10 protein-coding genes are annotated in these 12,009 nt (G+C 72.6%); 8 read left to right on the forward strand and 2 right to left on the reverse strand.

Features of this window, described 5'->3' with window-relative positions; genetic code table 11:
- Nucleotides 1-17: 17 nt before the first annotated feature.
- From arfB to coaE, 4 genes are all read left to right on the forward strand, one after another.
- The gene (gene arfB, locus HGB44_RS15805; RefSeq protein ID WP_061078547.1) at nt 18-461 is read left to right on the forward strand and encodes an alternative ribosome rescue aminoacyl-tRNA hydrolase ArfB; all 444 of its coding nucleotides are present in this window, start codon (nt 18-20) and stop codon (nt 459-461) included.
- A 430-nt stretch (nt 462-891) separates the two neighbouring features.
- Nucleotides 892-2,382, forward strand: coding sequence for a 30S ribosomal protein S1 (gene rpsA, locus HGB44_RS15810; protein WP_061078548.1), 1,491 nt, complete (start codon nt 892-894; stop codon nt 2,380-2,382).
- Nucleotides 2,383-2,559: 177 nt separating this feature from the next.
- Entirely contained in the window at nt 2,560-3,078 is a 519-nt protein-coding gene (locus HGB44_RS15815; protein ID WP_061078549.1) for a GNAT family N-acetyltransferase, read from the forward strand.
- A 48-nt stretch (nt 3,079-3,126) separates the two neighbouring features.
- A complete protein-coding gene (gene coaE, locus HGB44_RS15820) occupies nt 3,127-3,729 on the forward strand; it encodes a dephospho-CoA kinase (protein WP_061078550.1) in 603 nt (200 codons plus the stop codon).
- On the opposite strand, the gene HGB44_RS15825 is transcribed toward coaE, so the two are convergent.
- On the reverse strand, nt 3,713-5,137 hold the full coding sequence (locus tag HGB44_RS15825; RefSeq protein WP_061078551.1) for a hypothetical protein: 1,425 nt from the start codon (nt 5,135-5,137) through the stop codon (nt 3,713-3,715). The genes coaE and HGB44_RS15825 overlap by 17 nt on opposite strands.
- Nucleotides 5,138-5,289: 152 nt before the next feature.
- Nucleotides 5,290-6,387, reverse strand: a complete 1,098-nt coding sequence (locus tag HGB44_RS15830) for a hypothetical protein (protein ID WP_231972214.1) — start codon at nt 6,385-6,387, stop codon at nt 5,290-5,292.
- 153 nt (nt 6,388-6,540) lie between these two features.
- On the opposite strand from HGB44_RS15830, the gene uvrB reads away from it, so the two are divergent.
- From uvrB to HGB44_RS15850, 4 genes are all read left to right on the forward strand, one after another.
- Nucleotides 6,541-8,640, forward strand: coding sequence for an excinuclease ABC subunit UvrB (gene uvrB, locus HGB44_RS15835; RefSeq protein ID WP_061078552.1), 2,100 nt, complete (start codon nt 6,541-6,543; stop codon nt 8,638-8,640).
- 182 nt (nt 8,641-8,822) lie between these two features.
- A complete protein-coding gene (locus tag HGB44_RS15840) occupies nt 8,823-9,275 on the forward strand; it encodes a DUF3060 domain-containing protein (RefSeq protein ID WP_082768185.1) in 453 nt (150 codons plus the stop codon).
- Between the two features lie 459 nt (nt 9,276-9,734).
- Complete coding sequence (locus HGB44_RS15845; RefSeq protein ID WP_061078554.1) at nt 9,735-10,730, forward strand: GNAT family N-acetyltransferase; 996 nt, start codon at nt 9,735-9,737, stop codon at nt 10,728-10,730.
- Between the two features lie 281 nt (nt 10,731-11,011).
- On the forward strand, nt 11,012-11,935 hold the full coding sequence (locus tag HGB44_RS15850) for a hydroxymethylglutaryl-CoA lyase (protein WP_061078555.1): 924 nt from the start codon (nt 11,012-11,014) through the stop codon (nt 11,933-11,935).
- The last annotated feature ends 74 nt before the right edge of the window (nt 11,936-12,009 follow it).

The raw sequence follows: 12,009 nt of genomic DNA on the forward strand, positions 1-12,009 counted from the left end.
ACGGGAGGGCGGGGAGGGTGACGACACGGGGCACGGCTGACGAGGGGCTGAGCGCGGGTCCGGTGACCGTCCCCGCCGACGCCCTCACGTGGCGCTTCTCACGCTCCTCCGGGCCCGGCGGCCAGCACGTCAACACCTCCGACACCCGGGTGTCGCTGTCGTTGGACGTGGCGACCTGCCCCGGCCTGGGCGGCACGCGGCGCCAGCGCGCGCTGGAGCGGCTCCGGGGGCGCCTGGTCGGGGGCGTGCTCACGGTCACGGTGCAGACCCACCGCTCGCAGTCGCGCAACCGGGCCGAGGCCCGGGAGCGGATGGCCGCCCTGCTGGAGGAGGCGATCGCGCCGCCCGCCCGCGAGCGCCGCGCGACCCGCCCGAGCCGCAGGGCCAAGCAGCGCCGCCTGGACGCCAAGAAACAGCGGAGCGCGGTCAAACGGTCACGCTCCAAGCCTTCCGCGGACTGACCGTAACCGGCTCTTCGTACTTTTTTCTTCCGGGGTCCGCGCCGGCGCTCCAACCGCCGGCGCGGGACCGTCCACGGGGACGAAACCCCCGTTCGGACGTGGGTCTACCCCCCAGTTGATCTTGACCGCCATGCTCGGGTAAATTGCCGCCATTGCGACCTACGCCAGGTTGACCGCCCTGGGTTCCGATTGACCAGGACGCCCTTGTCTCATATTCTGGCGGGAGCGTTGTGGGTTCTTGCGTGCGTCCGCTGTCTCCGGTGAGGGTCGGCGGGGTCGCGCCGCTCCGGTCGACACTCTGCACCTGGCGATTGGCGTCCAGGCGGTTCATCGCCGCCTCGGCTCCACTCCCCGGACGACGGATCGACGGGTTCGAACCCGCGATGTGACCATCTTTCTGAATCTGTCCGTATCCGGAGTCCACCCACACATGACGAGCAGCACCGAGGCCACCTCGACACCCCAGGTAGCGGTCAACGACATCGGGTCCGAGGAAGCCTTCCTCGCGGCGATCGACGAGACCATCAAGTACTTCAACGACGGTGACATTGTCGAGGGCACCATCGTGAAGGTCGATCGAGACGAGGTCTTGCTCGACATCGGCTACAAGACCGAGGGTGTGATCCCCTCCCGGGAACTCTCGATCAAGCACGACGTCGACCCCGGCGAGGTTGTTGCCGTCGGTGACCAGGTCGAGGCCCTCGTCCTCCAGAAGGAGGACAAGGAAGGTCGCCTGATCCTGTCCAAGAAGCGCGCCCAGTACGAGCGCGCCTGGGGCACGATCGAGAAGATCAAGGAGGAGGACGGCGTCGTCACCGGCACCGTCATCGAGGTCGTCAAGGGCGGCCTCATCCTCGACATCGGTCTGCGCGGCTTCCTGCCCGCCTCCCTGGTCGAGATGCGCCGTGTGCGCGACCTCCAGCCCTACGTCGGCCGCGAGCTCGAGGCGAAGATCATCGAGCTGGACAAGAACCGCAACAACGTGGTCCTGTCCCGCCGCGCCTGGCTGGAGCAGACCCAGTCGGAGGTCCGCCAGACCTTCCTCAACACCCTCCAGAAGGGCCAGATCCGCAAGGGTGTGGTCTCCTCGATCGTCAACTTCGGTGCGTTCGTGGACCTGGGCGGCGTCGACGGCCTGGTGCACGTCTCCGAGCTGTCCTGGAAGCACATCGACCACCCGAGCGAGGTCGTCGAGGTCGGCCAGGAGGTCACCGTCGAGGTTCTCGACGTGGACATGGAGCGCGAGCGCGTCTCCCTGTCGCTCAAGGCGACCCAGGAAGACCCGTGGCAGCAGTTCGCCCGGACCCACCAGATCGGCCAGGTCGTTCCCGGCAAGGTCACCAAGCTGGTTCCGTTCGGTGCGTTCGTGCGCGTCGAGGAGGGCATCGAGGGCCTGGTCCACATCTCCGAGCTGGCCGAGCGCCACGTCGAGGTGCCCGAGCAGGTCGTCCAGGTCGGCACCGAGATCTTCGTCAAGATCATCGACATCGACCTCGACCGCCGCCGCATCAGCCTCTCGCTGAAGCAGGCCAACGAGAGCGTCTCGCCGGACCAGGTGGACTTCGACCCCACCCTCTACGGCATGGCCGCGGAGTACGACGAGCAGGGCAACTACAAGTACCCCGAGGGCTTCGACGCGGACAGCGGCGAGTGGCTCGAGGGCTTCGAGGCCCAGCGCGACGAGTGGGAGCGCAGCTACGCCGAGGCCCAGGCCCGGTTCGAGGCGCACCGCAAGCAGGTCGAGGAGGCGCGCGCGGCCGAGGCCGACGCCGCCAACGCTCCTGCCCCGGTGGAGGAGGACGACTACACCGGCGGCGGACAGAGCGCCAGCTCGTCCGGCTCCGAGTCCTCCAGCGGCGCCCTGGCCTCCGACGAGGCCCTGGCCGCCCTGCGCGAGAAGCTCGCGGGTGGCGAGGCCTGACCGGCTTTGAGACACACCGGCTTCTGAGGCAGTACTGAGAAGCAGCCTGGGGCCGTCCCCTCTCCGGAGGGGGCGGCCCTTCGCCGTGCCCGGCCCCGGCCGGGTTCCGCGGCGCCGCCGGGACCGGGGGCTAGGCTCGTGGCGTGTCCCCGACGGAGGGGCCCTTCAGGAGGTGACGTGTTCGACATCCACCCGGCCGCCCCGGCCGACGCGGGCGAGGTCTTCACCCTCCAGCGGGCGGCGTTCGTCGACGAGGCCCAGGCCTTCGGCGACCCGTTCGTGCTGGCGCTGACCGAGAGCCTGGAGAGAGTGGAGAGACTACTGGGGCAGGAGGACACCCTCGTGCTCAAGGCGGTCGCCGGGACCCGTCTGGTCGGCTCGGTGCGGGCGCGGGTGATGGGCACCAGCGCGGTGCTCTCCCGTCTGGCGGTCGTGCCCGACCTGCGCCGCAGGGGGATCGCGCGGGCGCTGCTCGCCGACCTCGAAGACCGCCTGCGCGAACGCTACCCCGACCTGGCCTCGCTCACCCTGTCCGCGGGGGCCCAGGACACCGGGCAGCAGCGGCTCTACCGCGGCCTGGGGTACGCCGAGACCTCCCGGGAGCGCGTCGCCGAGCACCTGGTCATGGTGCACATGCGCAAGGAGCTCACACCGGCAGGAGAGCGCGCGGACGGCGACGCCCGGGCCGCGCGGTAGGCGGGGGCGCCGTGGACCGGACCGGAGCGGACGTCTAGGGTTTCGGACATGCTCAAAGTGGGACTCACCGGCGGGATCGGCTCGGGCAAGAGCGCGGTCGCGGCCGGACTGGCCGCCTACGGCGCCACCGTGGTCGACGCCGACGCCATCGCCCGGGAGGTCGTCGAACCCGGCACGCCGGGCCTGGAGGCGGTCGTCGCCGAGTTCGGTGAGGGGGTGCTCACCCCTGAGGGGCGGCTGGACCGGCCCCGGCTCGGGGAGATCGTCTTCGCCGACGAGGACAGCCTGAACAGGCTCAACGCCATCGTGCACCCCCTGGTGGGCGAGCGCAGCGCCCAGCTCATGGAGGAGGCCGTCTCCTCCGGCGTGGAGGTGGTGGTCTACGACGTCCCGCTGCTGGTGGAGAACGGCCTGGGGCCGCTCTACGACGTGGTGGTCGTGGTGGATGCCCCCGACGCGGTGCGGGTGGAGCGGGTCGCGACCGACCGCGGCATGCCGCGCGAGCAGGTGGAGGCCCGTATCAGCGCGCAGGCCGACCGGGACACCCGCCTGGCCGCCGCCGACCTGGTGGTAGACAACTCCGGCACCCGTGAGGAGCTGGACGAGCGGGTGGCCGAGCTCTGGCGCGAACTCCTCAAACGGGCGCGGTAGCGCGCCCTCCCCCGACCCCGCCCGCGCCGAGGGCCGCGACGCCCCAGCAGATCAGGGCGGCCGTCAGGTACAGCAGCGCCGTCGCGACGTCGCCCGGGTGCAGGAACAGGTCGGGAGCCAGCTGCTCCACCAGGTACACCGCGACGTCGCGCAGGAACGGCATCAACCCGACACAGGCCACGGCCGCGACCACGGCGTACGCCGCGGCCTCACCCCAGGGCATCCACTCTCCCCGCCGCAGCCTGGCCCACACGACCAGGACGCCGACCGTGGTCCAGCCCAGGACCAGCAGCAGGTGGAAGGCGTCGTACCAGGTCAGTGACAGGGCCGCTCCACCCAGGAACAGGAACCCGGCCAGGGCGGTCGCCACCCGGGACGCGGGGCGCGCCCTGCCGGGGCGGCGGACCGCCTCACGGAGGTCGGCGGCGGAGGGGGTCGGACTCCACAGCCCGGCGCCGGGTTCGCCGAGCTCGGCCGCCCGCCTCCGGAACTCCCGCTCCAGCCGCTCCGACGCCCGGCGGGACCTCCACGGCCCGGTCGGGGAGACCGTTCCCCGGGCGGCCTCCGCCAGCCGCCTCCACTGCCGGTGCGCCTCGACCGCCCTGTGCGCAGCCAGACCGAGCCGGAGCGTGCGGCGGACGTCCCCCTCAGAGAACTCCAGTGGTCCGGGGGTGCCCCTCCTCCGGGCTCCGCGGCCGTACCGCAGGTTCACGCGCACGAACGCCGCCCACTCCTCCCGCCGCGCGAGGGCGACCGCCTCGGCGGTCCCGCTGTCGGGCCCCAGCACGTGGTGGGCCTCGACGACGCGGTCGGTCGCCTCCTGGAGGTCGAGCAGGAGGCGGTGCTCGGGCCAGGGCTCGTCCGACCGGCCCGGGCCGCCGCCCACGTGCGGCAGCAGGTAGTCCGCTCCGTGGACGAGCGTGCCGTCCCCCTGCCGGGCAGGGCCGAGGCGGGCGGTGGCCAACAGCACGAGGGCGGTGATGGCGAACAGCAGGGCCGCGGCGGTGTTGGGCACGGCCCCGGGCATGAGGGACGCGAGCACCCGCGCCAGGAGGGAGTTCAGCAGCGGCGGCTCGACGGTGACGGGGCTGGACACCGCAGCCAGGAGGACGAACTGCCGGGTGCTGAACCCCGGATACCTGTACCGCAGGCCCATGAACAGGTAGACCCACCCGCCGACGCCCAGGAGCAGGGTCGCCACCGCCCCGGCGAGGGGCTCTCCGGAGAACAGGAGCAGCACGGCGGCGCCCGAGCAGACCGCGGCCAGCCACGAGTGCAGGTGATCGCGTGGGGGCGGCCCCTGCGCGGTCCGGCCGGCGGGGCCGCCGCGGGGGGCGGCCGTGTGCGGGGGCAGGCCTTCGGCGAGCTCGATGGGCAGGTCGGGGTGCAGGGTGGCGCGCGCACGCATGGGGTCCTCGTGGGGGAGCGGAGTCCGGTTGGGTGGAGGAGAAGGCTAACCCGCGGGCGCCCGTACGGAGACGGGGCGGCCGCGCGCGGCCGCCCCGCCCCCTGGGCCGTCGCCTGCCACGGGCACCGTCTCCGCCACCGCCACCCCTCCCCTCAGTCCCGCCCGCGGCGCAGGACCTCGGACAGGGACGACCCGGCGGCCACGGCCTCGCGCACCAGCTCCTCGCGGACCGAGTGCGCGGCCTCCACGCTGAGCAGGCTGTCGTCGATCTCCTGGGGACGTACCTGCTCCCGCGCGGAGGACAGCGCCAGGTCGGCGTAGTCCCCGGCGCGGTCGGCGATCTCCTGGCACTGCTCCCACTCGCGGTGCGCGGTCACCGCCGCGTGCACCCGCTCGCCGTAACCGGTCAGCACCCCGACCCGTTCGGTGAGCGCCTCGTGGGCGCGGGCCACCGCCTCCTCCTGCGGCTGGAGCGCCCGGGTGACCTGCTCGGACACGGCCTCGCGCCGGCGCGCCACCAGCTCCCTGCGCAGGGAGCGCAGCCGCAGCAGCTCCTGGGACAGCCGCCACTCCTCCTCGCGGAGCAGGGGCAGGGTCTGGGCGGCGTCGAAGGAGTCGCCGAGCACCCGGACGCCCTCCTCCACCCGGTCGGTGGCCTGCTGGAGCGCGGCGAACAGGTGGGCCTCGGGCTCCTCGTTGCGGGAGGCGTAGCCATGGGTGCGGCCGAAGTCCTGGGGCAGCACGTACCGGTCGGCGTACTCCGAGGCCAGGCGGGCGACCATGCCGGGCCGCAGGATGGCCCCGGCGCCGCCCGCGGCGGCGGTCAGGTAGAGGGCGGCGGTCGCGGGGTCACCGGGAACGGCGGCGCCGACCGGCCCGAGTGCCTGGTCGAGCAGTGTCCGGGCGCCCAGGACGCCCACGGTGGAGGCGGGCAGCGCCCAGAAGGCGTGCATGACCAGGTCGGCCCAGTCGTCGGTGAAGGAGCCCCTGAGCGAGGCCAGGCCGAGGACGGCCGCGGTCGTCCCCAGGCAGAGCAGGGCCACCAGGACGACTCCCGCTGCCGGGGAGAGCAGGGCGAGGGCGGCCAGGGAGGTGCACCCCGCGGCCGTGATCGCGGCGCCCTGGCGCCAGGTGGGCCCGCGCCGCGGGCGTGCCGCGGCCGGGAGCAGCTTCTCGGGACGGGCCCGCATGCGCGCGACCGCGCGTGGGGGGAGGTCCGGGTCGAAGGTCGGTCTGGAGGGGTGTGACACGGCTGTCACCTCGCTTCGGACGCAGAGCGCTGGTCTCGATGGTAACTCCGCGCCCGCGACCGGGAAGGGATGTCGTACGCGGTCTGTAGCGTTAGGGGTGAGGGACACGCGGGCGGCGGGGGCGGCCCGCAGCTCGATGGGAGAAGAGGCGACGTGCGACCGGTCAGCGACATCAAACGCAGCGAGGCGCCCTTCGAGGTGGTCTCGGAGATGACCCCGGCGGGGGACCAGCCGAACGCGATCGCCGAGATCAGCAGGAGGGTGCGGGACGGGGAGCCGCACACGGTGCTGCTCGGCGCGACCGGCACCGGCAAGACGGCGACCGTGGCGTGGACGGTGGAGCAGCTCCAGCGGCCCACCCTGGTGATGCAGCCCAACAAGACCCTGGCGGCGCAGTTCGCCAACGAGCTGCGCCAGATGCTGCCCAACAACGCGGTCGAGTACTTCGTGTCGTACTACGACTACTACCAGCCCGAGGCCTACGTCCCGCAGAGCGACACCTTCATCGAGAAGGACTCCTCGATCAACGACGAGGTCGAGCGGCTGCGCCACTCGGCCACCAACTCGCTGCTCACGCGCCGGGACACGATCGTGGTCGCCTCGGTCTCGTGCATCTACGGCCTGGGCACCCCTCAGGAGTACGTGGACCGGATGGCGCAGCTGGCGGTGGGCATGGAGGTCGACCGCGACGACCTGCTGCGCCGCCTGGTGGAGATGCAGTACTCCCGCAACGACACCGCGTTCACGCGCGGCACGTTCCGCGTGCGGGGCGACACCATCGAGATCATCCCGGTCTACGAGGAGCTGGCGATCCGCATCGAGATGTTCGGTGACGAGGTCGAGCGCCTGCTGACCCTGCATCCGCTCACCGGCGAGGTGCTGGGTGAGAGCCAGGAGATGTTCATCTTCCCCGCCTCTCACTACGTGGCCGGTGAGGAGCGCACCGAGCGGGCGATCGCCACCATCGAGGCGGAACTGGGCGAGCGGCTGGCCGAACTGGAGGGCCAGGGCAAGCTGCTGGAGGCTCAGCGGCTGCGCATGCGCACCACCCACGACCTGGAGATGATGCGCCAGCTGGGCACCTGCTCGGGCATCGAGAACTACTCGCGGCACTTCGACGGCCGCGAGCCGGGCAGCCCGCCCAACACCCTCCTGGACTACTTCCCCGAGGACTTCCTGCTGGTGCTGGACGAGTCCCACGTGACCGTCCCGCAGATCGGCGCGATGTACGAGGGCGACGCCGCGCGCAAGCGGACCCTGGTCGAGCACGGCTTCCGGCTGCCCTCGGCGATGGACAACCGGCCGCTGAGGTGGGAGGAGTTCACCGAGCGCATCGGACAGAGCATCTACCTGTCGGCGACGCCGGGCCGCTACGAGCTGCGCCAGGGCGGCGGCGAGGTGGTCGAGCAGGTCATCCGCCCCACCGGGCTGGTCGACCCCGAGGTGCTGGTCAAGCGGACCGAAGGGCAGATCGACGACCTGGTCCACGAGATCCGGGTGCGCGCCGAGCGCGACGAGCGGGTGCTGGTCACCACGCTCACCAAGAAGATGTCCGAGGACCTCACCGACTACTTCACCGAACTCGGCATCCGGGTCCGCTACCTGCACAGCGAGGTGGACACGCTGCGCCGCGTGGAGCTGCTGCGCGAGCTGCGCGTGGGCGAGTTCGACGTGCTGGTGGGCATCAACCTGCTGCGTGAGGGCCTGGACCTGCCCGAGGTGTCGCTGGTGGCGATCCTGGACGCGGACAAGGAGGGCTTCCTGCGCTCGGAGACCTCGCTGATCCAGACGATCGGGCGCGCGGCGCGCAACGTCGCGGGCCAGGTGCACATGTACGCCGACAACGTCACCGACTCCATGCGGGCGGCCATCGACGAGACCAACCGGCGCAGGGACAAGCAGCTGGCCTACAACGCCGAGCACGGGATCGACCCCACGCCGCTGCGCAAGCAGATCGCCGACATCCTGGACACGCTCAACCGCGAGGACGTGGACACCGAGGAGCTCATGTCCACCGGGTACCGCAGCCCGGGGGGCAGGGGCGGCCGGGCGCCGGTGCCCGCGCTGGGCGAGCGTTCGGCGGACGTGTCGAACATGCCGCGCGCGGATCTGGCCGGGCTCATCGAGCAGCTGAGCGAGCAGATGCACCAGGCGGCCACCGACCTCCAGTTCGAGCTGGCGGCCCGGTTGCGCGACGAGATCGGCGAACTCAAACGTGAGCTTCGCGGCATGGACGCGGCCGGGGTGAAGTGACGCCAGTGCCCATGGGGTAGCGTTTCCAGCTCTGGGAACACCGGGGTCAGATCGGCACTCACATCTCGGAACGGAAACTTTTTGAGAACGGTGAGGTCGCGCAGTTACCTCCGCGTGACATACTCTTGGCTTCGCGCAAGCCGTATGTCGCAATTGCCGGTTATCCGGTTGTGGGGGAGAACATGAGAGTTCGGCTTCTCGTGGCCGCGGGCGGCGGCCTGCTGATCACAGGCCTCCTTCCCGGCTGTGGTCTGGCCTTCGGGCACGAGGACGTCGAGCCGCCCAACGGCGCCCCGGGCACCGAGGGCGCCTCCGGCGAGGACGGGCCCGACATGCCCAAGCACAACGTCAGCACCGAGGACGTGCTCATCGTCGTCGACGACGGTGCCGAGGTGAGCGAGGACTGCGGCGAGCGCGAGGTCGTCGTGACCGCGGACGAGGCCGTCGTCGTGCTGCACGGCGACTGCGGACTGGTGCGCGCCACCGGCCGCGGGTCCACCGTCGACGTGGGATCGGCGGACAAGATCGTGCTGGTCGGGGTGGACAACAGGATCTCCTTCGCCTCCGGTGAGCCCGAGGTGATCAACCACGGGCGCAACACCACCGTGGCCGAGGGCGGCACCGCGCAGCGGTGATCCCGCGGACGTGGGCGCGCGTGCCGGGGCCGCGCGTCGGGAGGTCCGCGTCGGGAGGACCGTGCGGTGGTGGTCCCGCTGCGGCGGGTGCTGGGCGCCGGAAAGGCCGTGTCGGGGAATCCGTGTCGGGGCGTTGACCGCCCCGGCACCCGAGAGTGATCTTCGATCCGTTACCGTGGTGCGCGTCCGTGCGCGCGCAGGAAACGGCGGCGCGGGGACGCCGAGGCCGAGCGGGCGTGGCGACGCGCAGTGAATTCTTGGTTGCAGTTGGCTGTTTCGTCCTCCTGGCCGGCTCTGAGGCGGTACGGTCGTTTCGTCCCGCCTGCGGTGCGGCCTGTTCCCGCCCGGGTGGCACGATCCCGCCGGGGTGGCACGACGGCCCAGGTGCGGCGCACGCGCCCTGCCGGAGCCGTTCCGAGGGCGCGCGTTCGACGTGAGGACCCGCTAGGGGAGGGGTGGATGAGCGGTTATGTCGCACGGGTGCGGCATGATGAGTCGCCCGGGGGCGACGTCGGCCTGGACCCGTTGGTGAGCTCGGCCGCCCAGCGCTGGGCGGCCGTGGATTCGCTGTTGCCCGAGCCGATCAACTTCGCTCCGGGCTCCTATCCCCTCCTGACCGTCAGCGACGAGGACGGCCGCGCCGTCGCCGCTGGCACCATGCACTACACCTGGTACCAGCCGGGCGAGGTCGGCCGGATATGGGGCGTGCCCGACCAGCACTGGCTCACCCCCATCGTGGGCGGCCCCGACCCCGGCCGAGCCCTGGACTCGCTGCTGACCAGCTGGCGCGACCAGCTGGAGGACCTGCCGACCGGCACCGGGTCGGAGTCGGCGGCCCTGGTGAGCTGGCCCGCCCGCGACGTGTGCGGCATCATCCCGCTCCAGCGCCACGGCCTGCAGCCCTACACCGTGCTGGCCGCCCGTCAGCGCCGCCGCGGCGTGCCCCCGTCGCTGCCGCCGCGCGACGTGACCATCCGGCTGGCCGACCGCAGCGACCTGACCCAGGTGGTCGGCCTGCTGATGGAGGAGCACCGCTACGAACAGCACTTCGGCGGGGTGTTCCTGCAACCCGACACCGCCGAGCAGACCCGTGAGGTGGCCGCCAGGGCGCTGAACCGCTCGCGGTCCTGGATCTGGCTGGCCGAGCGGCGAGGCCGCGCCGTGGGCCTGCTGTGGGTGTCCCCGCCGGAGCGCTCCCGTTGGGCCAAGTCGCTGGTCAACGCGCGCCCGATCGCGCACATCGGCTACGGCGTGGTGACCGCGGCGGAGCGCGGCAGCGGGATCGGCACCGCGCTGGTGGGCCAGGCGCACCAGGCGCTGGACAGCCACGGTGTGGGCGTCTCGGTGCTCAACTACGCGGCGATGAACCCGCTGTCGGGGCCGTTCTGGCACCGCATGGGGTACCGCCCGGTGTGGACGACCTGGGAGGTCCGCCCCGCGCTCGCTCTGCGCTGATCCGGCTCGGAGGCGGACCAGCGCCGGGGACGCGCGGTGGGCCGGGCGCCGGGCTGCGGCGGCGGGAGGAGGCGCGCCGGTCCGGACAGCGCGAAACCGGGCAGCACGAAACGGGGAGCTGGGGATGGCCCCCCGGTATCCAGTACACCGCGCTCCGCCCGTCCCGCGCCAGCCCGTTCCCGTGCCTGTGGACAACGGGAGGCGGAGCCCGGGGCGGGCCCGCCCCCCGGGGCTCCACTACCCTGTGCGCTGACGCAACGGCGCGTGGAAGGGGACGGACGATGGCCGCCAGCGACAGCGGGCCCGAGGGCGCGGAGCACGTCGAGATCGTCGAGGTGGGGCCGCGCGACGGCCTCCAGAACGAGGCGAGGACCCTCTCGGTCGAGGACCGGATCGAACTGATCGACCGCGCGGCGGCCGCCGGCGCACGCCGGATCGAGGCGGTCAGCTTCGTCAACCCCAAGCGCGTCCCCCAGATGGCCGGGGCCGAGGAGATCATGGCGGGCGTCACGCGCGCGCCGGGGGTCTCCCACATCGGACTGGTCCTCAACCGGCGCGGCCTGGACCGCGCGGTGGCCGCGCGGGTCTCCGAGGTCAACGTGGCGGTGCCCGCCACCGACGGGTTCTGCGTCCGCAACCAGGGGTGCACCGTCGAGGAGATGCTCGCCGCCCTGGCCGACATCGACGCCGCCCTGGAGGGGACGGGCATCCCGCTGAGCGTCACCGTCTCCACCGCGTTCGGCTGCCCCTTCGACGGCGAGGTGGCGCCCGAGCGCGTGGTGGAGGTGGTCCGCCGCGTCGCCGACACCGGCGCGGTGGAGATCGCCCTGGCCGACACGATCGGCGTGGGCGTGCCCCGCCAGGTGACCGGACTCGTGGCCGCGGTCGGCGAGGTCGCTGGCGGCCGTGCGCTGCGCTGCCACTTCCACAACACCCGCAACACCGGTTACGCGAACGCGCTCGCGGCCGTGGACGCGGGGGTGCGGGTGCTCGACTCCAGCCTGGGCGGCTTCGGCGGCTGCCCGTTCGCGCCCGCCGCCACCGGCAACATCGCCACCGAGGACCTGCTGTACGCGCTGCACCGCAGCGGCCTGCACACCGGGATCAGCCTCTCCGGGACCGCGGCCCTGGGCGAGTGGATGGGCCAGCGCCTGGACAAGCGGCCGCCCGCCTACCTGGGCCGCGCCGGGGCGTTCCCGGCCTGAGGCGCCCCTGTGGCGTTCGTCGCCCGGCCCCCGTCCTCCGCCGACTCCGCGGGCCCCGGCCCCCGGGGCGCCAC

Source organism: Nocardiopsis alborubida (assembly GCF_012396365.1).
Lineage (GTDB): Bacteria > Actinomycetota > Actinomycetes > Streptosporangiales > Streptosporangiaceae > Nocardiopsis > Nocardiopsis alborubida.

Coding starts and splice junctions, on each gene's coding strand:
- rpsA (WP_061078548.1), top strand. CDS start 892: ATGACGAGCAGCACCGAGGCCACCTCGACACCCCAGGTAGCGGTCAAC.
- coaE (WP_061078550.1), top strand. CDS start 3,127: ATGCTCAAAGTGGGACTCACCGGCGGGATCGGCTCGGGCAAGAGCGCG.
- HGB44_RS15825 (WP_061078551.1), bottom strand. CDS start 5,137: ATGCGTGCGCGCGCCACCCTGCACCCCGACCTGCCCATCGAGCTCGCC.
- HGB44_RS15840 (WP_082768185.1), top strand. CDS start 8,823: ATGAGAGTTCGGCTTCTCGTGGCCGCGGGCGGCGGCCTGCTGATCACA.
- HGB44_RS15845 (WP_061078554.1), top strand. CDS start 9,735: ATGAGCGGTTATGTCGCACGGGTGCGGCATGATGAGTCGCCCGGGGGC.
- HGB44_RS15850 (WP_061078555.1), top strand. CDS start 11,012: ATGGCCGCCAGCGACAGCGGGCCCGAGGGCGCGGAGCACGTCGAGATC.